The following is a 19,886-nucleotide window of genomic DNA, read 5'->3' as shown; positions in this document are numbered from 1 at the left end:
CCAGGCAAGATCCGAAAGAGACGGCCTAGGAGCACCCCGGTGGTGGGGTGCCCCTCGGTGGCGGGAGTGCGGGCCGGGCTACTGGAGGGTGTAGACCCGGCGGATGCCGTTGTCACTGATGGCCGAGAGCGAACCCGGGCCGACGGCCTGGGGCATGACCGTCCCCTCGGCCCAGCCGTTGCCGCCGTCGAACTCGCGGAGGCGGCCCTGGGAGTCGACGGCGTAGATCAGCCGGACGCCGTTGTGGATCACCGCCGAGACGGTGCTCACCGCCGTGGCCGACACCTGGGTGTTCGACCAGCCGGCTCCCCCGTCGACCTCGTGCACCCGCCCGTTCTGGACCGTGTAGAGCATCCGGATGCCGCTGCGGTTGACCGCCGACACCGCGGTCACCTGGCTGGTCGAGGGCAGTGCGGAGTCCGACCAGCCCGCACCGGCGTTGACCTCGTGGACGACACCGTTCTCGACGACGTACACGAGCCGGATGCCGTTCACGCTGATCGCCGAGACGGCCGTGACGGGCGCGGTCGTGGGAATGCGGCCCATGGCCCAGCCGTTGCCGCCGTCCAGTTCGTACAGGCCGCCGTCGCGGATGACGTACACCAGCCGGGCTCCGTTGTGGACCATCGCGCTGACCGCGGTGACGGACCCGCCGGTGGGGATGTATCCGTCGCCCCAGCCGGTGGCGGCGCTGCGCTCGTGGAGCTGGCCGTTCTGGATCGAGTAGACGGTGCGGTAGCCGTTGACCATCACGGCGCTGATCGCCGACGTGGAGGCCCCGGTCACCGTCCCGTCCTGCCAGCCCGAGGAGAGTCCGCTCACCTCGTGCACGGCGGAGCCCAGGCCCACGGGGGCGACGTACGCACTCGCGTGCTGCCCTCCCGCGTTGGTGCCCTGGCGCCAGTTCCAGCTGGTGCGCTGAACGGTGCCGCTCTCGTTGCCGCCCACCGTGGTGACGGTGTCGCCCGCGACGGCGACGACGATGTTGACATGGTCGGCGTAGGTGCCGTCGCCGTTGAGGTTGAAGACGACCGCGTCACCGATGTTCGGTATCTGGTCGACGGTGTTGTGCCGCACGCCGTACTGGTAGAAGTCCTTCGCGCTGATGCCGAGGCCGCCCAGGTCGCCCACGCCGGCCTGCCGCCAGACCCAGGTGGCGAACACCGCGCACCAGCCTCCGCCCGGGCAGTCCCCGTAGTACGAGCAGCCGTGCGGCCGGCTCGCCTCCTGTTCGGCGACGCGGGCGATGTCGCCGGTGGTGGCCGCCTGGGCGGCGGGCGCCGTCGTCAGCACCGTGGCGAGCAGGGCCAGCATGCCCAGGACGACGGTCAGCAGGTTCTTCGGCAGGGACGGTTTCACGGGATACTCCTCCATCGGGCGGGGCGCTCGGGCGCCGGTGGAGAGAGTCCCGTGGTGCGCTGTAAAACTGCTGCAAGAGCTCAGGAAGCGCGGGGGCCGGCGGCCGTGGTCCGCGCGGACAGCTCTGCGTACTCCCGCGCGCCGAACTCGGCGAACACCAGCAGGACTTGTTCGCGGCGCCGAGCCGCCGCCTCGTGGTCGCCGGTGGCCTCGTGCACGTCGGCCAGGTCTCGCCCGGCGCGGGCGCAGAAGAGCGGCAGGTCCAGGCCCTCCCAGATCCGGACGGCCGCCGTGAGGTGCCGCTCGGCCGCGGTGAAGTCACCCTCGGCCAGTGCCAGTTCGCCGATCGTGCGCAGCACCAGCCCCTCGCCGAGCGGGTCGCGGTGCTCGACGCATTCCCGCAGGGCCGCCGCCAGGACGCCTTCGGCGCCCCGGGTCTCGCCGAGCCGGATGCGCGCCTTGACCAGCGCCTGGTCGGCGTAGGCGGCCATGAGCCGGTCGTCGAGCCGGCGGAACATGGCGCCGGCCTCGGCGCACAGGTCGGAGGCCGTGCGGTAGTCCCCGGCCGCCCGGTGCACCAGTCCTCGTGTGCGCAGGGCGAGCGCCTCCCCCCGTACGCTGCCGATCCCCCGATAGGCCGCGAGGGACTCGGTGAGCAGAGCGTGGGCAGCGGGATAGGTGCCTTCCTCCAGGTGGACGGAGGCGGCCAGCCGGGCCGTGTGCCCGATTCCCGCATGGTCGCCGAGATCCTGGAACGTGCGCAGGGCCCGGGTCAGTTGATCGCGTGCGGCAGCGAACCGTCCGCGTTCCCTGTTCACCGAGCCCAGGCCGGAGAGCGCCGCCGCCACACCCCGGGCGTCACCGGCGGACTCGAGGAGGGGCAGGGCCTGGCGGAAGTACCGCTCGGCGTCCGTGTACCGGTCCTCCTCGTAGCGGAGTTGCCCCAGGCCCGTCAGGACGCCGGCTTCCGCGGCGGGGTTGCCCGCCTGCCGGGCAGCGGCCAGAGCCGTGGCGTGGACGCGGTCCCACTGCTCGAAACGGTTGCCGACAGCGAACGCAGAGGCCGCGAGCGCGGTGGCCAGTTGGCAGGCGGCCACGTCCAGTCCGAGTGCGGCCGCCTGCTCGACGGCGGCCACCAGCGCCCGCTCCTCCACCGCGAACCAGGCCAGCGGGTTGTCGGTGGCCACGGCCGCCGCCTGCTGGAAGGCGGGCGGGAACACCGTACGGGCGGCTTGGGGAGGCACGGCTCCCGAGGGCTGGGCGGACGAGGCACACGTGACGAGCGCGAGCCACCCGTCGAGGACCCGGCTCATGGCGGCGGTCCGCTCCTGCGCCGTCTGGCTCCCCTCGGCCTGCTCGCAGGCGTAGAGACGCAGGAGGTCGTGGAGCCGGTAGCGGGGTGAGGAGCCGCGAGCGGGAGCCTCCGCGAAGTCGCCCGGAGGCTCCAGGAGTTGGGAGTCCACGAGGCGTTCGCAGATCTCCTCGGCGACCCGTTCCGGTACGTCGAGCAGGAGCGCGAGCACCCATCCGGCGAAGTCCGGCACGCCGAGGAGGCCCAGGCGCGCGAATGCCGTACGGGCCTGCGGATCGAGGGCGCGATAGCTGAGGTGGAAGCAGGAGCGCACCTCCAGGTCGCCGGCCCGCAGCTCGTCCAGGCGCCGGCGTTCGTCGGCCAGCCGGTCCACCAGCGCCCCGAGACCCCAGTGCCTGCGGGTGGCGAGCCGGGCCCCGGCGATGCGAACGGCCAGCGGCAGGTTCCCGCACAATCGGACCAGCTCCGCGGCCGCGGCCGGCTCGGCGGCGACCCGGTCCGTACCGGCGGTGCGCGCCAGCAGTTCCACGGCGGCGGAATCGCAGAGCACACCGAGGTCGATCCGGTTCGGCCCGACGAGCCCCGCCAGCCGGTTCCTGCTGGTGATCACCACGGCGCAGTCGGGGTTTCCGGGCAGCAGCGGTCTGATCTGGGTCTCGTCCAGCGCGTCGTCCAGCACGAGCAGCATCCGCCGGCCGCCCAGCGCACTGCGCAGCCGGGCCGTCCGGGCGTCGAGGCCCTCGGGGACATCGGCATCCGGCGTGCCGAGTGCGCGCAGGAAGCCGCCGATGGCCTCGCCCGGCGCGACGGGCGGCCCCAGGGTGCCGCGCAGGTCCACGTACAGCTGTCCGTCGGGATAGGCGCGCGCCAACCGGTGTGCGGCGTGGACCGCGAGCGCGGACTTCCCCACTCCCCCGCTGCCGGACACCAGCCATACGGGTTCCTCCGCGCCCACCCCTTCGACGAGGGCGGCGAGATCCTGGTCCCGGCCTACGAAGCCACGTACGGCGGGAGGCAGTTGGGCCGGCTTGGGCAGAGCTGCGGACACCAGCACAGCCGGTGCGCGCTCCGGCTGTGCGCGCTCCGACTGTGCGGGCTGCGGCTGTGCGGGCTCCGGCTGCGGTGGCGACACGGTCCGGTGGCCGTCGGCGTCGGGCTCGCCGCGCACGATCAGCTCGTACAGGCGGCGCAGTTCCGGACCGGGGTCGACTCCCAGCTCGTCAGCGAGCGATCGGCGCCCCTCGTGATAGACCGCCAGGGCCTCGGACTGGCGGCCGGTCCGGTAGAGGGCACTCATCAGCTGGGCCCGGAACCGCTCCCGCAGGGGTAACTCGGCCACCAGCGAGGAGAGTTCCCCCACGAGGTCCGCCGCCCGCCCGAGGGCCAGGCCGGCGGCGGTCCGGGCTTCCAGGGCCACCCATCGCGACTCGGCCAGATGCTGCGCCTCGCTCCGCAGGGCCCCGCCCGTCCCGTCCAGAGCGTTGCCGCGCCACAGGTTCAAAGCCTCGCGCAGCAGACCGGCGGCCCGTTCCGGGTCTCCGGAGAGGAGGGCGTCCCGGCCCTGCGCGGCCCGGTCCTCGAACAGCGCGAGGTCCAGGTGATCGGCGGGTACGTGGAGGGCGTAGCCCGGAGGGCGGGTCTCCAGGAGTCCGTCCACCCGCAGCGCGCGGCGCAGCGAAGAGACGTAGGTCTGGACGAGCGCACGAGCGGTGGACGGCGGCTCCTCGCTCCACACCTGGTCGACGAGGCGGTCCACGGATACGACACGGCCGCGCGCCAGCAGCAGGGCGGCGAGCAGGGTCCGCGGCTTGGGGCCGCCCAACGCCAACTGTTTTCCCCCGCGGACCACTTCGACCGGTCCGAGCAGTCGGAACTCCATCGCTTCCCCCGGGAGTGACGCCGTCGTCACCGCCATCGCCTTCGTCGTCTCTGTCATCGCTGCTTCGCGGTGAGCCTGCCGTCGGGTGTGAGGGTGAAGACCATGCGCTCCATGACGGTGTCACCGTGAACCGTCTCGCCGTAGGCATTGAGGGACAAGTCTTCGGCCTTGCCGTAGTGGAGATCGGCTTGGGCGGCGTGCGTCCAGGAGTTGACCCTCACGAACGCCGACCAGCCGTCGATCGTTTCACTCCTCCAGGGGCCCCAGCTGCTCTCCGGGTAGAGCGCGGGCGTCTTGCCCTGACAGAAGCACAGACCCGTGAAAGCCAGCAGGGCGACGGCCAGGCCCCACAGCGTCAACGCACGGGCGCGGGGGGTCTTCAGCGGCATGGGCCTGTCTCCTGACGGCGTGGACGAAGGGCTTGACGAAGGGCTCGGGGAGCCGGTCTCCGCACGGACGCTATGCGGTTTCCAGCGCCGCCACCAGATCGGGCAGGTTGCCGCCGGCCACGATGAGGGCCAGGTGGTCGTGGTAGTCGCGGCTGCTGACGATCAGGCCGTCGCGGACCCGCAGCACCTGGATGTTGGCGGACTCGAACCTCCGGCCGGTCACCCGGTGGTGCACCCGGTAGTCGAACTCGGCGACGATCACCTCCGGGTCGTCCGTTTCCCGGACGACCACGTTCATCGGGGTCAGCTCCACGGGCGAAACCGCCGCGACCTGCGCGAACCGCTCCTTGAGCGCGGCCCGCCCCTCGATCCGGCGGGGACCGACCGGCTCGAAGACGGTCTCCACCACCGCGTCCTCGGCGTAGAGCTCGGACAGCTCGGTGAACCGCCCCTCGGCTATGCCCTCGATCAGTTGCTGGAAGACTTCGCGCGGCGACAGCGTTCCGGACATGATCAACCTCCAGTGGGAACCACGGGTAGAATCGGACTAGCGACTCCGTTTTCACGATACGGACTAGGCAGTCCGGTTGTCCAGAGCGGCTGCGCGATCGACGGGAAGGGACGGTGGAGGGATGGGTGGCGCTCAGGAGCGCCCGCTGCGGGCGGACGCGGCTCGCAACCGGGCCCGGTTGCTGGACGTGGCCACGGAGGTGTTCACCACCAGCGGTGTCGGCGTACCGACGGAACAGATCGCCCGGGCCGCCGGAGTCGGAGTCGGCACGCTCTTCCGGCACTTCCCGACCAAGGAGGCGCTGCTGGAAGCCGTCATGGTGCGCCGGCTGGAGACCATGGCGGAGCGGACCGCGGAGCTGGCCGCCGAGGCCGGGCCCACCGAGGCCTTCTTCGCCTGCTTCCGCCTGGTGGTCGAACAGTCCGCGGGCAAGAGCGAGTTCACCCGGGCCCTCAGTGCGGCCGGGGTCGACGCCCACGCGGCGCTGCAAGCACCGACCCTCGAAATCCAGGCCCGGCTCACCGAGTTGCTGGCCCGGGCGCAGCAGGCCGGTGCCGTCCGCCCGGAGCTGGGCCTGCCGGAGCTCTTCGCTCTCCTGACCGGCACCGGCGCGGCGGTGGAGCAGCTCGGGGCGGATCCGGGGGCCCGCGAGCTGATCTTCAAGGTGGTCTTCGACGGGCTGCGGCCGCACTGACCGGTGCGCCGAGCGACCCGTGTCGGCGCAGCCGGGCACCCGTCCATGTCGGCGGTCCGGCGGCCCGCATTTCGACAGCGCGGCGCGTTCCCTCCTGGTCTCGCTGCGCGATGATCGATTACCGGACCACAGGGTCCGCGTCCGTCCGATCACAGGAGTTCCCCGCCATGTCCGACATCATCGTCCGCGCCCCCCGGGCCGAGGACTTCGCGCAGTGGCGCGCCCTCTACCGCGGTTACGCCGACTTCTACGCGGTGGAGCAGACGGAGGAGGCCGCCGCAACCGTGTGGGCGTGGATCGCCGACCCCGGGCACGAGGTCGGCGCCCTGGTCGCCGAGGACACGGACGGCCGCCTGCTCGGCCTCGCCCACTACCGTCCGTTCGCCCGGCCGCTCTCCGCGACCGTCGGTTGCTTCCTCGACGACCTGTTCGTCGCACCCGAGCACCGCGGTTCGGGCGCGGCTGACCTGCTGCTCGGCGCCCTGCGTGCGATGGCCGCGGAGCGGGGCTGGAGCGTGGTCCGCTGGATCACCGCCGATGACAACCACCGGGCCCGGTCGAAGTACGACCAGGTCGCCACGCGCACCATGTGGGTGACGTATGACATGGCCCCACTCGGCTGATGTGGGCTCAGCCTCCGGCCCGGGATCCAAGGTCGATTGTCAGTGGTGGCTGAGAGGATAGGAGCATCCAGTCGGAGAACGGGGAGTGCTCATGTCCGGAAACCAGAACTTCATCAATCACGTTGCTCTCGTGTTGGACGCCAGTTCGTCCATGTCCCACCTGAGCGGCAAGGTTATCGAGGTCGCCGACCAGCAGATTTCCTATCTGGCCCGCCGGTCCCAGGAATTGGACCAGGAAACCCGTGTGACCGTGTATGTCTTCGCGGACAAGGTGAGTTGCGTCATCTACGACAAGGACGTGCTGCGGATGCCGTCCCTGAAGCAGATGTACCGGGTCGGCGGAATGACGGCCCTGCTCGCGGCCACGCTCAAGTCGCAGCGGGAGCTGGCGCAGACGGCGCAGCTGTACGGCGACCACAGCTTCCTGACGTTCGTTCTGACCGACGGACAGGAGAACGCGAGCCACCGCTGCCCCGACGCCCCCACCAGGGATCCCCGTGAACTGGTGCAGGCCGTGGCCAAGATGGTCGAGACGCAGGAGGACAACTGGACGCTGGCCGTCCTCGTCCCGGACCAGATGGGCAAGCGCGAGGCCATGCAGTGCGGTTTCCCGAAGAACAACATCGCCGTCTGGGACGCCACGAGCACCCAGGGACTCGAAGAGGCCGGGCAGGTGATCCAGGAAGCCACGGAGAAATTCATGGTGGGTCGCACCAAGGGCATCCGGGGATCACGGGCCGTATTCTCCACCGGCGCCGATACCGTGAACAAGGACACCATCAAGGCGGCCGGACTCACTCCGGCGAATCCGTCGGAGTACCAGCTGATTCCGGTGGCGCGAGAAGCGGCGATCCGGGACTGGGTCGTCGAATCCGGGCACAATTACCGCACCGGTTGCGCGTTTTATCAGCTGAGCAAGTCGGAGAAGATCCAGGCGCGAAAGCAGATCGCGGTGTTGGAGAAGAAGACGGACCGGGTGTACACCGGCCCGGAGGCCCGAGCCGTGCTCGGACTTCCGGACGCGGAGGTCCGCATCAAGCCGGACCACAACGACGACTTCACGATCTTCGTGCAGAGCACCAGCGTGAACCGGAAGCTGGTGCCGAACACACGACTCCTGTTCATGGTCTGAGGCCTCGCGCCCGGTCGGGCGGCCGGCGGCGGCGGCGAGCACTAGCGCTGTGGCCGGAAAGGTTGGCCGGGTCGCGGCGTCCGGTGCGGTGCATCGCAAGGCGGAGGGCCGGGGCTCGTACTGGACGTACCGCCGCGGTCCGACAACGCGGCGAGGTGCCGTGCCGGGCGTCGCGACCCGGTGAACCATTCCGGCCACAGCACTAGTGCCGCGTCAGGCAATGTTTGCCCGTGAAGGAGCGGCGTCCGGTGCGTGCTCTCGGCGTGCCGGCCGGAAGGGCTCGTACTGGACGTACTTGGCCTTCCGGCCGGTGCGGTGAGAGTGCGTGCCGGGCGTCGCGACGGGGCGAACGTTGCCTGACGCGGCACTAGCTACCTGCGGACGTTCCAGTCGGTGGTGGAGTGCAGCGTGCGGACGATCTTCGGGTCGCGGACCGACGGGGTGCGGTCCTCCGCGGTGACGGACAGTTTGTGCGTGCGGAGGTCGGACAGCCGCAAGTCCGCGACCGGAACGTCGGTCCGGCCTTCCATGCGCTTCAGCTCGCGGCCGTCGAGGTACCAGCGGACCACGAGCTGCCGGCCGTCCGCGCCGGCCAGCCGGGGTACGGCCACCTTCGCGGTCTGGCGCAGCCGCAGGGTGCGGTCCGTCGGAGTGAGCGGGGTGACGAGCCTCGCATGCTGGTAGAAGCCGGCGATCATCGACTCGACGCCGGGGAGGTTGAAGGGCTTGCCCAGAACCCTCATGATCGAGCTGTCGGTGGGCCGCTGGAGCCCGGTGACGAAGTATCCGCCTCCCTCGTACGCTCCGACCGTGCCGCCGTCCGGTGAGGTCTCGCCCAGCCAGCGGTACCACTTGGCCCGCTCCTGGGCCATCCGGTCGGCGGGCAGCGTGGAGATGTTCGACTCGGCCGGTTCGGGGCCGGTGTACTGCTCGTAGTCCGGAACTCCGGGGTAGAAGTATTCGTCGGCGAGCTTGCCGAGCGAGTGGCCGGTCTCGTGGATGGCGACCTGGCCGGACTTGGCGTTGTCCGCCGAGGCAGTGGATATGCCCTCGTATCCGAGGGTGGCGCTGGGCTCGTTGTAGCCCGCGCCGCCGTACTTGGCGCTGTTGGCCAGGACGATGACGAGGTCGGCCTCCGGCGCCTTCGCCACGTAGGCGTCCACCTTGGGCTGGTCTATGCACAGCAGCCGTTCGATGGCCTCGCACCAGAAGTACGCACCGAGGGCCGTGTCGCGGACGGTTCCCCGGTCGGGGTCGCCGGTGACGCCGGAGTCGTGGGAGACGGCGTCGACCGTCCAGACGTTGAAGAGGTTCTGGTAGGTGGTGTAGGGCTCGACGGCGGTCACCTCGGCCCATTTGGCCTTGGCGTCGGTGTGGAACTTCGACAGCTCGGCCGCGGTGTAGCCGTCGCCGATGATGACCACGTCCAGGCGGTCGGCGGTGGGGCCGTTGTCGACGAGCTCGGCGACCTCGCCGTCCGCGGCCCGCTCCGCTTCGGAGAGCCGGGCGCCGGTCCTGGCCCCGGCGCCGTCGCCCACGCCCACCGGTACGAGCGCGTGCCCCGAGCCGGCGGCACCGCCCTGCTCCGGCCCCGGAATCTCCACCGCCACCCGGCGTGCGGCGTCCGGAACCTCGGCGGCGCGAACGGGCCCGGCGGCCAGCAGCGCGAGGGTGGCGCAGAGCGCCGCGCAGGCTCCTCGCAGGGCAGGCCCGGCGGTCGGCCGTCTGACGTGTCGCATGAAGTCCTCCTGGGGGAAAGGAAGTTAAGCATCCATGTAAGTGAAGTGAATCGGCTGCTTAAGTTAGGTGGCGCACGACGGGTGCGCAATGGCCTGCTCCCCCTGAATACTGGGCAGTTCGAGCAACAAGGGGGACCCCATGGACCAACCAGCCGAAATCGGCCGCAGGGTTCAGCGCATGCGCACCGAACTCGGCCTGACCCAACGGAAATTGGCGGAGCCCTCGTACACTCCGGCCTACATCTCGACACTGGAGTCGGGCAAGGTGCGGCCCTCCGAGGCGGCACTGCGCTTCCTCGCCCGACGCCTGGGCACCTCCTACGAGGAACTGGCCACCGGGCGCCCCACCCATCTGGCCACCGAGCTGCGCCTCGCCCTCACCGACGCCCAGCAGGTCCTGGCCTCCGGCGCGTCCGACGAGGCCGCCGTACGCTACCGGCGCCTCCTCGCCGAAGCCGAGCACCTCGGGCTCACCGACGAGCGCATCGCCGCGCTGCTCGGACTCGGGGACTGTGCACTGGAGTCGGGTGAACTGACCGGCGCCATAGGCCACTTCGAGACGGCCGAGCGGCTCCTGGCGGGTGAGCCGCTCCCCCGCCGGGCCCGCCCGATCCGCGGTCGCGCCGTCGCGCACCTGCTCGCCGGGGAGCTGCGCTACGCGTGCTACCTGCTCGAATCCACCATCGACGAGCTGGGAGCGAGCGGACTCGCCGACCCCGAGGCGCTGGTGTTGCTCTACTCGGCGGTCATCGGGCCGTACATCGACATGGGCGCCCACGCCCGGGCCGCCCACGCCGCCGAACTCGCCCTGTCGCTGGCCCCCCGAGTCGGTGACCCGGCCCTGGTGGCGGGCATGCACCGGCAGGTCGCGCGGACGTTCCTGACCGAGGGGCGGGTGGCCGATGCCGACGCCTCGATCGCCAAGGCGCAGGCGATCTACGGTCAGCTACAGCTGCGGACCGACCTGGCGCACTGCCACTGGATGCGCGGCTACCTGCACGCCCAGAACGGCGATCTCTCCCGCGCCGAAGGGGAGTTGCGCACGGCTCGGGAGATGCTCTCGGCCGGCCGCGCGGCCCTGTACACCGCCCAGGTGGAGGTCGAGCTGGCCGACGTACTGCGCCGGCTCGGCCGGTACGAGGAGGCCGCCGGGCTGCTCTCGGCCCTTCTGGCCCTGGGCGACAGCCACGGAGCCGTGCACGCGGGCGGGGCGCACCGGCTCCTGGGGCTGATGGCGGAGGAGCGCGGCGAGAACGAGTCCGCCGAGGAGCACTACGTACAGGCCCTGGCGCTGTTGGAGCGGAGCGGGGCCACGGGCGACCTCGCGGACCTGTGCCGGCTCCTGGGCGACCTGCTGCGCAGGTCCGGCCGGACCGAGGCGGCCTTGGACGCGTACCGGACGGGCCTGGGCCACCGGGCGGCTCCCGGGACCACCACCCTGGGGCCGGCGCCCGCGGTGCCGGCGCCCGCAGTGCCGGCGCCCGCAGTGCCGGCGTTCCCGCCGCATCCCTCCGCGGGCCCGACCGGCTACAGATCGATCCAGTAGCGCCGCTTGGGACCGATCAGGGTCTCCCGGACGTCCTCCAGCACCCCGCCGTTGCTCTCGATCGTGCGGATCGAGGCACGGTTGTCCGGGTCGCAGGTGAGCAGAACCCGGTCCATCCCCAGCAGCCGCGCCTCGTGCAGGACCTCGGCCAGGGCCCAGGTGGCGAGGCCTCGGCGGCGGGCCGAGGGCCGGATGCTGTAGCCGATGTGACCGCCCGCGTCGAGCAGGAATCCGTTGAGGTAGTGCCGGAGGTCGATGGCTCCCAGGTACTCGTCGCCCTCGGCGATCCACCAGTACGTGGCGTGGACGCGTCCGTGCTCGACCGGCAGGGTGCGGTCCCCGTACCGCTTCAGCCGCTCCGTCCATGCGGCGAAGCCCTCCGGGCTGTCCACCTCGTCGTCGGAGCCGAGACCGGCGCCGTCCATGTGGGCATCGGCGCCCCACTCCTCCTGCGCGGCGAGCCACGATGCGTACAGGCGGGGGGTGGGCGTGATCAGCTCAGGCATGATCGGACGATAACAGTCTCGGGATCGGCATCGGTCCTGGCCGCAGGCCTACGGGCCGCCACGCCTAGTGCTGTGGCCGGAAAGGTTTGCCGGGTCGCGGCGTCCGGTGCGGTGCATCGCAAGGCGGAGGGCCGGGGCTCGTACTGGACGTACCGCCGCGGTCCGACAACGCGGCGAGGTGCCGTGCCGGGCGTCGCGACCCGGTGAACCTTTCCGGTCACAGCACTAGAGGCCCGTGAGGAGGTCGTCGAGCGGGGCCGGCACCTGTTCGGGGCGCAGCGCCTCGACCAGGAGGCGGCCGTAGCGGATCTTGCGGCCCTTCTTCGTTCCGAGGAAGCGCCGCAGCTTCTGCCCCTGGGGCCGGCCGTGCTGCGCGGGCTGTCCCAGGAAGGTCTGCCAGGCCCGGAGGTCGCCTTCGGCCCGGACGACTTCCTCGACCCGCTCCGTGCCCAGCGCCCGGATGAGCTCGTCCTCCAGGTCCGTCACGCACACGGAGAAGTCCCGGTGCGGAGCCCGTGCGCGCTTGAGGCCCCGCTCGTAGAAGCCCTGTTCCCGCTCGTCGCACAGGCCCGCCAGGCGCAGCCCGAGGCCCGGCGGCCCGAGGAGGCCGGCATATCGGGCGATGCTCATGGCTCCGCCCATCGATACGACGCACACCCCCTCGGCGGCGAGGTCCCGGCCCCGCCGGGCGGCCAGCGCCTCAACGGCGGCCAGGTCGCTGGGCCCTTCCAGCAGCACCGCCGTCCGCACGCCCAAGCGCTCGGCCAGTTCGCTCGCCGGCCCGCCCGGTCCGCCGTTCGCCCAGTCCCCGACCGCGTCCCGAAACGCACTCATGTCCGCCATGGAGCGAGTCTGCGCCCCCGCACCGGACACGGGCACCCGATTTTCGACGGCGCCCGGAGCTCCACAGGCCGTCCGGCCATTGTCAGTGCCCCACGAGAGGATCACTCCCATGACGATTCCTTCCGCCGATGAGGCTCTGTCCAGCCGTACCGCGTACGAGTCCGCGCTCCCTGTCCTCCGTGCCGCCTCGCAGGCGTATTACGGTGACGGCGACAGCGCTCTGGACGACGTCTCCTACGACCGGCTGCGGCTGGCCGTCCTGGCCTGGGAGAAGGAGAACCCCGGCGAGGTCTCCGCCGACTCCCCCACCGGGCTGGTCGCCGACGGGGCCGCCCCGGCCGGGGACGTCGCGCACACCATCCGCCTGCTGAGCCTGGACAACGTCTTCGACGCCGAGGGCCTACTGACCTGGGGCGCATCGGTCGAGCGCCGGCTGGGCCGCGCCCCGCAGGGCGGGTTCACCGTCGAGCCGAAGATCGACGGCGCGGCGGTGGCCGCCCGGTACCGCGACGGCCGCCTGGTCCAGATCATCACCCGCGGCGACGGCAGTCACGGCGAGGACATCAGCCATGTGATCGGCCAGATCGACGGGCTGCCCGAGCAGCTGGCCGGGGCGGCCACCTTCGAGGTCCGCGGGGAGGTGGCCTTCACCCAGGAGCAGTTCGAGAAGGCGAACGCGGTCCGGGCCGCCCACGGCGCGCAGGTCTTCGCCAACCCCCGCAACGGCACGGCGGGCACGCTGAGGGCCAAGGACCGGCCGTACCGGCTCGAGCTGACGTTCTGGGCCTACGGCGCCGTGCAACTGGACGGCGTACCGTTCCTGCCCGTCGCGGGCACCCATGCCGAGACCCTGGCCGCAGTGGCCGGAGCCGGGGTGCAGACGACCGCGGCCACCGCGGCCGGGTTGGGCATCGTCGCCGATCTCGCCGGGGCGCAGCGGCGGATCGACGAGATCGCCGCAGTGCGCGCGGAGCTGCCGGTCGGCATCGACGGCGTGGTGGTCAAGCTGAACGACACCGCCGAGCAGGAGGCGGCCGGGGTCGGCAGCCGCTTCCCGCACTGGGCGATCGCGGTCAAGCTGCCCGCGGTCGAGCGGCAGACCGTACTGGAGGAGGTCGTGTGGGAGGTCGGCCGCACCGGGGTCCTCGCTCCGACCGCGCTGCTGGCGCCGGTCGAGATAGACGGCTCCACCGTCACCCGGGCCACCCTGCACAACCCGGCCGACATCCGCCGCCGCGATCTGCACCTCGGCGACACGGTGACGGTGTACAAGGCGGGGGACATCATCCCGCGGGTGCAGGCGGCCGTGGTCCGGCTCCGTCCGGCCGGGGCCGTGTGCGTGCCGCTGCCCGAGGCCTGCCCCCGCTGCGGCGGGGAGATCGACAAGACCCAGGAGCGGTGGCGCTGCGCGAAGGGCACCTCGTGCGCGCTCCCGGCGCTGATCGAGTACGCCGGCGGGCGCGAGATGCTCGACATCGACGGCCTGGGCAAGACCTACGTGGCGGCCCTGGTCGAGTCCGGCGATGTCACCGACGTCGCCGACCTCTTCACCCTGAGCCTCGAGCAGCTGACGGTCGCGGCCGGCAGTGCCAAGCGGGCCGCCAAGCTCGCCGAGCAGATCGCGGCGGCCAAGTCCCGGCCGCTCAACCGCGTCTTCTGCGCCCTGGGCGTGCTCGGCACCGGACGCAGCATGTCCCGTCGCATCGCCCGGCACTTCGGCACCATGGAGGCGATCCGCGAGGCCGACGCGGCCGTGATGCAGGACGTGGAGGGGATCGGCCCGGAGAAGGCCCCGGTCATCGTCGAGCAGGTCGCCGCCCTGGCCCCCGTCATCGACAAACTGATCGCTGCGGGCGTCAACATGGTCGAGCCCGAAGGGCCGTCGGCGGTGCCGGGCGGGGGTCCGCTGGACGGCAAGGTCGTCGTGGTCACCGGCAAGATGGCGGGCCGGCTGGACGGCTTCGGCCGGTCCGAGATGAATGCCCTCATCGAGAAGGCCGGCGGGCGCGCGGGCAGCAGCGTCAACTCCAAGACCTCCCTCCTCGTCGCCGCGCCCTCCGCGAGCGGCAAGCCGAGCTCGAAGGCCGTCAAGGCCGCCGAGGCGGGTGTCGAGGTCCTCACGCCGGAGGCCTTCGCCGAGCTGGTCGCCGAGTACCTGGCCTGACCTGGCCTGACCCCGGCTGATCGAGGTGCCGGGGCTGGGAGTTCCCTGACAGTGCGGGGGTTCCGGCGCCCCCGGGAGCCCGAAGATCCGTACCGGACGCACCCTATGGGCCCCTGTGTGCCGCTTCGGCCGGGGGTGGCGCTCCCAGGGAACTCCCAGGAAGCTCCCAGACCCCGCAAAGTACGGGCGGCCAGGATCCACTCCATGAAGGTGCTCCCACGGCGGCGCAGGGCCGTCCTGATCAATTCGGTGCTCGGAGTGGCGGTCCTCGCGGGCGCCGGCGGCGCGTACGCGGCGGTGTCCGGCGGCAGCGGCGGTCCGGCGCGCGATGCCGCGCGGACCGTGGCGGTCACCAAGGGCACCGTCCTCGCGACGGTCTCCGGTGCGGGTTCGCTGAGCTCGCCGAGCGATGCCGGGGTGAACTTCACCACCGGCGGCCGGCTCACCGAGGTCGGTGTCAAGGCCGGCGACAAGGTCACCAAGGGGCAGCTGCTCGGAAGGGTCGACGCGACCGCGGCGACCGAGACGCTCAACCAGGCCCGGGCCGCACTGACCGCGGCCCAGGCCAACCTCACCAAGGCCGAGGCCGGACAGGTGAGTTCGGCTCCGAGCAGCGGCAGCTCGTCCTCGCGGGGCGGTTCCGCCGCCACTCCCGTGCCGGCCGCGACCCCGACCGTGGATCCGGCGCAGCTGGCCCAGGCCCGCGCCCAGCTCACCCAGGCGCAGAACGCGGTGGACGCCGCGCAGCGCGCCGTCGACGGGACGGTGCTGAAGGCGCCGGCCGACGGGACGGTGGCTTCGGTCTCGGCGAAGGTGGGCGATACGGTCACCGGTACGAACGGCACCGGCAGCAGTGGCGGTTCAGGTGGTGGAAACGGCGGCTCGAGCGGTAACTCGGCTTCCTCCAGCGCCGGTTCCTCCTCCACCCTGTCCGGGTTCGTGGTTCTCACCAACCCGTCCGGAATGCAGGTGACGGCGAGCTTCTCGGAGGCCGACGCCCTCAAGCTCAAGCCCGGCCAGCCGGCGACGGTCACTCTCAACGCGATGTCCGGGAAGACCCTCAACGCGCAGGTCCTGTCCGTCAGTTCCCTGCCTCTGAGCAGCGGTTCCTCCTCCGGCGGCGGCAACGCGGGCGGCGGGAGCGCCGTGCAGTACTCGGCCACCCTCACCATCACGAGCCCCACCAGCGACCTGCGCAGCGGTCTCAGCACCAGCATCCAGGTCGTCGTCGGCGAGGCGTCCGGCGCCCTCTCGGTGCCGGCCGCGGCCGTGTCCGGGACCGGGGAGAACCGTACGGTCACCGTCGTCAAGGCCGACGGCACGACCGTACGTACGCCGGTCACCCTGGGCCTCGAAGGCGACAGCGCCGACCAGGTCGTGAGCGGACTGACCGAGGGCGAGCAGGTGCAGTTGGCCCCGGTGTCCTCGGCGGGCAACGGCGGTTTCCCGAGCGGAACCTTCCCCGGCGGCGCCGGGGCCGGCGGCGCCCGCAACCGCGGGGGCACGGGCCTGCGTACCGGTGGCGGCGGAGGTGGCCGCGGATGACGCCGCCGCTGTGGCCGCGCCGGACGCCGCCCGAGAAGCCGGCCGGGGCTGCGCGGGCCGGTGGGCCGCGAGGACCCGTACCGCCGGTGATCGAGGTCCGCGCACTGTTCAAGACGTACGGGCACGGCGACGCCGCGGTCCGCGCGCTGGGCGGGCCTCGCGATCCCGCCACGGGCCACCGGCCCGGCGTCGAACTCCTCGTGGAACAGGGTGACTTCGTCGCGGTGATGGGCAGCTCCGGTTCCGGCAAGTCGACCCTGATGAACATCCTCGGCTGCCTGGACGTCCCCACCGCGGGCCGCTACCTGCTCGACGGGATCGATGTGGGCGGCCTGGACGAACACCAGCTCTCTCTGGTCCGCAACCGCAAGATCGGCTTCGTCTTCCAGTCGTTCAACCTGGTGCCCCGCACCACCGCCCTCGCCCAGGTGGAACTGCCGCTGGCGTACGCGGGGGTGAAGTCCGCCGAGCGTCGGCGCCGCGCGGAGGCCGCACTCGCCCTCGTCGGCCTGGCCGACCGCATGGAGCACCGGCCCAACGAACTCTCCGGCGGGCAGCAGCAGCGCGTGGCCGTGGCCCGCGCGCTCGTCACCGCTCCCGCGATGCTGCTCGCCGACGAGCCGACCGGAAATCTGGACAGCCGCAGTACCGAGGAGGTCCTGGCCATCGTGGACCGGCTCAACGCCTCGGGCCGCACCGTCGTCCTGATCACCCACGAGGACGAGGTGGCCCGGCACGCCAAGCGGGTCCTGCGCCTGGTGGACGGGCAGATCGTCGAGGACGTCCGGCAGGCGCCCGTCGGCGGGCCCCCGCCCGCGATGCGCGGGCAGCACGGGATGCACGAGATGTCCGAGGCCTCCGTGTCCGAGGCCGCCGTGTCCGGAGGTCTCCGGTGAACCCGTTCCAGACGCTGCGCTTCGCCTTCGGCGGCCTCGCGGCGAACAAGGTGCGCTCCGCGCTGACGATGCTGGGCGTGCTGATCGGCGTCGCGGCGGTGATCCTGCTGCTCGCCGTCGGCAACGGCTCCTCGCAGGCGGTGAAGGACTCCATCGAGAAGCTCGGCACCAACGCCCTGACCGTCTCCTCCGGGAGCGGCTCCGGCGGCTCGCGCTCCGGCGCCGGCTCCGCGGGCCCGGCGAAGCCGCTGACGGTCGAGGACGCGCGGGCGCTCGCCGACCCCTCGGCCGCCCCGCACGTCGCGGCGGTGGCGCCCGAGGTCACCACCTCGCAGACCGCTCTCTACGAGGGCGCCTCGCACACGGTCGGCCAGGTCGTCGGCACCTACCCGGCGTATTTCAAGGCCTCCAACAGCAAGGTGGCCAAGGGCGACTACTTCAGCGGCGACGACGTACTGGCCTCCCGCAAGGTGGCCGTGATCGGCTCGACGACCGCCACCGACCTGTTCGGCACGGCCGACCCGGTCGGCAAGAAGGTGGTGCTCGGCGGTACGCCGTTCACCGTGGTCGGGGTGCTCGCCACCAAGGGCGGTACGGGGTTCCAGGACCCGGACGACGTGGTGGTCGCGCCGCTGCCCACCGTGCAGAACGCCTTCACCGGCTTCGGCTCGGTCGGCCAGATCCTCGTCGAGGCCAAGTCGGCGGACGCGACGACGGCGGCGCAGAGCGAGATCACAGCCGTCCTGATGGCTCGGCACGGCATCAAGGACCCGGCCGCGCTGGACTTCCGGGTGGCCAGCCAGGCGTCCCTGCTGACCACTCAGGCCTCGACGAACAAGACCTTCACCGTGCTGCTGGGCGCGGTCGCGGCGATCTCCCTGCTGGTCGGAGGGATCGGCATCACCAACATCATGCTGGTGACGGTCACCGAGCGGACGCGCGAGATCGGCATCCGCAAGGCGATCGGGGCGCCCCGGGGCGTCATCCTCGGCCAGTTCCTCGCCGAGTCGACGCTGCTCTCGCTGATCGGTGGCGGGCTGGGCGTCGCGGCCGGGCTGATCGGCTCGCACTTCACGATCGTCGGCATCAAGCCGGTCGTCATACCGGAGTCGGTCGTCGGAGCCTTCGCCATCGCGGTGGTGATCGGGCTGTTCTTCGGCGGCTACCCGGCCAACCGGGCCGCGAGCCTGCGGCCCATCGAAGCACTGCGGCACGAGTGAGCCCACACGTGCGGGGACAGGGAGAGAGTGACATGGCACGACGCCGTACCGAACTGGAGAAGCAGCCCTTCGCGGAAGGTCCCGCCGCGGGACCCGCGGAAGATCCCGAGGGGATCCTCGCCGAGCCCCCGGACACCCGGGACATCTCGGCGGAGCTCGCCGCTCCGCCCCGGCCGCGGCTGCCCTGGCTGAGCCTGCTGCTCGCCGGCGGGGTGGTGGCCGGGCTGGCGTTCGCCGGGGGCGCCCTGGTGGAGAAGGGCCACCTGCAGGGATCGGCCGGATCCGCCTCCGCGGCCTCCGGGCGCAACCCGGCCGCCGGGGCGGGCGGCCAGGGGCGTACGGGCTTCGGCCAGGGCGGTACGGGCGCGGGCGGCCAGCGGCAGGGAGCCGGCGGGCAAAGTGCCGGCGGACAGGGCCCGGGCCAGGGAGCCACCGGGCAGGGCCGCACGGGAACCGGGCAGAACGGCTCGCGGCAGGGCTCCGGAGGTGCGACGGGCGGGCTGGGCGCCGGGGCCGGCCTGACCACCGGTACGGTGAAGCTCGTCGACGGCACCACCCTCTACGTCACGGACGCCCAGGGCAACGTCGTCAAGATCACCACCGACAGCAACACCCAGATCACCGAAGCCAAGAGCGGCAAGGTGTCCGACCTCCAGCCGGGTCAGACCGTGACCGTGCGCGGCAGCCAGAGTCCCTCGGGCGATGTCGCGGCGACCACCGTCGCCCAGGGCGTCGGGGGAGGTTTCGGCGGCGGACGGGGCTGAGCGCGCGAGGAAGGAGACACCCCTATTGGACAGGGACAGGGACACCGCCACGCCCGAGGCGAGTCTGCTGGTCGTCGACGACGAGCCGAACATCCGGGAGCTGCTGTCCGCCTCGCTGCGGTTCGTCGGCTTCAAGGTCACCTCGGCGGCGAACGGCGCCGACGCGCTGGCGGCGGTCGCCGAGGAGCGGCCGGATCTGGTGGTGCTCGACGTGATGCTGCCCGACATCAGCGGGTTCGCCGTGGTGCGCAGGCTGCGCGAGGTGGCCGGCTCCGCACCGGGGGCCGAGCACCTGCCGGTGCTCTTCCTCACCGCGAAGGACGGCGTGGACGACAAGATCAGCGGGCTGACGGCCGGCGGCGACGACTACGTCACCAAGCCGTTCAGCCTGGAGGAGCTGATCGCCCGGATCCGCGCGATCCTGCGCCGCACCGGCGGCCCCGCGGGCGAGGGGCGCCTGGTCGCGGGCGACCTCGAACTGGACCCGGTGGGCCACCAGGTGCTGCGCGGCGGCCGGCCCGTCTCCCTGTCCCCCACCGAGTTCAAACTGCTCGCGTACCTGATGACCCACGCCGATCGCGTGGTCTCCAAAATGCAGATCCTGGAGCACGTGTGGGCGTACGACTTCGGCGGCGACCTCAGCATCGTCGAGTCGTACATCTCCTACGTGCGCCGCAAGGTGGACTCGGGCGCGGACGGCTCCCCCAAGCTCATCCACACCGTGCGCGGCATCGGGTACGTGCTGCGCCGCCCGCAGGGCTGAC

17 protein-coding genes are annotated in these 19,886 nt (G+C 72.0%); 10 read left to right on the top strand and 7 right to left on the bottom strand.

What is annotated here, in order from left to right:
• Positions 1 to 78: 78 nt before the first annotated feature.
• The 4 genes from OHU74_RS33760 to OHU74_RS33745 form a co-directional block, all read right to left on the bottom strand.
• A complete protein-coding gene (locus OHU74_RS33760) occupies positions 79 to 1,359 on the bottom strand; it encodes a CHAP domain-containing protein (protein ID WP_371619447.1) in 1,281 nt (426 codons plus the stop codon).
• 80 nt (positions 1,360 to 1,439) lie between these two features.
• A complete protein-coding gene (locus tag OHU74_RS33755; RefSeq protein WP_371619446.1) occupies positions 1,440 to 4,607 on the bottom strand; it encodes a BTAD domain-containing putative transcriptional regulator in 3,168 nt (1,055 codons plus the stop codon).
• Positions 4,604 to 4,939 carry a hypothetical protein gene (locus OHU74_RS33750; RefSeq protein ID WP_371619445.1) on the bottom strand — a complete coding sequence of 112 codons (336 nt, stop codon included), beginning with the start codon at positions 4,937 to 4,939 and terminating at the stop codon, positions 4,604 to 4,606. The genes OHU74_RS33755 and OHU74_RS33750 overlap by 4 nt, the downstream gene beginning before the upstream one ends.
• Before the next feature lie 70 nt (positions 4,940 to 5,009).
• Positions 5,010 to 5,450 (bottom strand): nuclear transport factor 2 family protein, encoded by a 441-nt coding sequence (locus OHU74_RS33745; protein WP_371619444.1) that lies wholly within the window; start codon positions 5,448 to 5,450, stop codon positions 5,010 to 5,012.
• A gap of 121 nt (positions 5,451 to 5,571) precedes the next feature.
• On the opposite strand from OHU74_RS33745, the gene OHU74_RS33740 reads away from it, so the two are divergent.
• From OHU74_RS33740 to OHU74_RS33730, 3 genes are all read left to right on the top strand, one after another.
• Positions 5,572 to 6,144 (top strand): TetR/AcrR family transcriptional regulator, encoded by a 573-nt coding sequence (locus OHU74_RS33740; protein WP_371619443.1) that lies wholly within the window; start codon positions 5,572 to 5,574, stop codon positions 6,142 to 6,144.
• Positions 6,145 to 6,311: 167 nt separating this feature from the next.
• Complete coding sequence (locus OHU74_RS33735; RefSeq protein WP_330300213.1) at positions 6,312 to 6,767, top strand: GNAT family N-acetyltransferase; 456 nt, start codon at positions 6,312 to 6,314, stop codon at positions 6,765 to 6,767.
• A gap of 91 nt (positions 6,768 to 6,858) precedes the next feature.
• Positions 6,859 to 7,899 carry a vWA domain-containing protein gene (locus OHU74_RS33730; protein ID WP_371619442.1) on the top strand — a complete coding sequence of 347 codons (1,041 nt, stop codon included), beginning with the start codon at positions 6,859 to 6,861 and terminating at the stop codon, positions 7,897 to 7,899.
• A gap of 371 nt (positions 7,900 to 8,270) precedes the next feature.
• Here the strand turns inward: OHU74_RS33730 and OHU74_RS33725 are convergent, their stop codons facing one another.
• Positions 8,271 to 9,638, bottom strand: a complete 1,368-nt coding sequence (locus OHU74_RS33725) for a M64 family metallopeptidase (protein ID WP_371619441.1) — start codon at positions 9,636 to 9,638, stop codon at positions 8,271 to 8,273.
• Between the two features lie 139 nt (positions 9,639 to 9,777).
• Between OHU74_RS33725 and OHU74_RS33720 the strand changes: the two genes are divergently transcribed.
• Positions 9,778 to 11,184: a tetratricopeptide repeat protein gene (locus OHU74_RS33720; protein WP_371619440.1), complete on the top strand. Its 1,407-nt coding sequence runs from the start codon at positions 9,778 to 9,780 to the stop codon at positions 11,182 to 11,184.
• On the opposite strand, the gene OHU74_RS33715 is transcribed toward OHU74_RS33720, so the two are convergent.
• Together OHU74_RS33715 and OHU74_RS33710 are read right to left on the bottom strand one after the other, a co-directional pair.
• Positions 11,166 to 11,690, bottom strand: coding sequence for a GNAT family N-acetyltransferase (locus OHU74_RS33715; protein WP_371619439.1), 525 nt, complete (start codon positions 11,688 to 11,690; stop codon positions 11,166 to 11,168). The genes OHU74_RS33720 and OHU74_RS33715 overlap by 19 nt on opposite strands.
• Positions 11,691 to 11,915: 225 nt before the next feature.
• Positions 11,916 to 12,533, bottom strand: coding sequence for a TOPRIM nucleotidyl transferase/hydrolase domain-containing protein (locus OHU74_RS33710; RefSeq protein ID WP_371619438.1), 618 nt, complete (start codon positions 12,531 to 12,533; stop codon positions 11,916 to 11,918).
• A 109-nt stretch (positions 12,534 to 12,642) separates the two neighbouring features.
• Between OHU74_RS33710 and ligA the strand changes: the two genes are divergently transcribed.
• From ligA to OHU74_RS33680, 6 genes are all read left to right on the top strand, one after another.
• Positions 12,643 to 14,697, top strand: coding sequence for an NAD-dependent DNA ligase LigA (gene ligA / locus OHU74_RS33705; RefSeq protein WP_371619437.1), 2,055 nt, complete (start codon positions 12,643 to 12,645; stop codon positions 14,695 to 14,697).
• 204 nt (positions 14,698 to 14,901) lie between these two features.
• Entirely contained in the window at positions 14,902 to 16,242 is a 1,341-nt protein-coding gene (locus OHU74_RS33700) for an efflux RND transporter periplasmic adaptor subunit (RefSeq protein WP_371619436.1), read from the top strand.
• The gene (locus OHU74_RS33695) at positions 16,239 to 17,138 is read left to right on the top strand and encodes an ABC transporter ATP-binding protein (RefSeq protein ID WP_371619435.1); all 900 of its coding nucleotides are present in this window, start codon (positions 16,239 to 16,241) and stop codon (positions 17,136 to 17,138) included. The genes OHU74_RS33700 and OHU74_RS33695 overlap by 4 nt, the downstream gene beginning before the upstream one ends.
• Positions 17,135 to 18,358 (top strand): ABC transporter permease, encoded by a 1,224-nt coding sequence (locus tag OHU74_RS33690; protein WP_371619434.1) that lies wholly within the window; start codon positions 17,135 to 17,137, stop codon positions 18,356 to 18,358. Before OHU74_RS33695 ends, OHU74_RS33690 begins: the two co-directional genes overlap by 4 nt.
• A gap of 32 nt (positions 18,359 to 18,390) precedes the next feature.
• Positions 18,391 to 19,122 carry a DUF5666 domain-containing protein gene (locus OHU74_RS33685; protein ID WP_371619433.1) on the top strand — a complete coding sequence of 244 codons (732 nt, stop codon included), beginning with the start codon at positions 18,391 to 18,393 and terminating at the stop codon, positions 19,120 to 19,122.
• A 25-nt stretch (positions 19,123 to 19,147) separates the two neighbouring features.
• Positions 19,148 to 19,885 (top strand): response regulator transcription factor, encoded by a 738-nt coding sequence (locus OHU74_RS33680; protein ID WP_371619432.1) that lies wholly within the window; start codon positions 19,148 to 19,150, stop codon positions 19,883 to 19,885.
• The last annotated feature ends 1 nt before the right edge of the window (position 19,886 follow it).

Origin of the sequence: Streptomyces sp. NBC_00454 (genome assembly GCF_041434015.1) — a bacterium.
Taxonomy (GTDB): domain Bacteria; phylum Actinomycetota; class Actinomycetes; order Streptomycetales; family Streptomycetaceae; genus Streptomyces.
The sequence above is the reverse complement of the archived record's forward strand: the minus strand, read 5'-3'. Positions and strand labels throughout refer to the sequence as shown.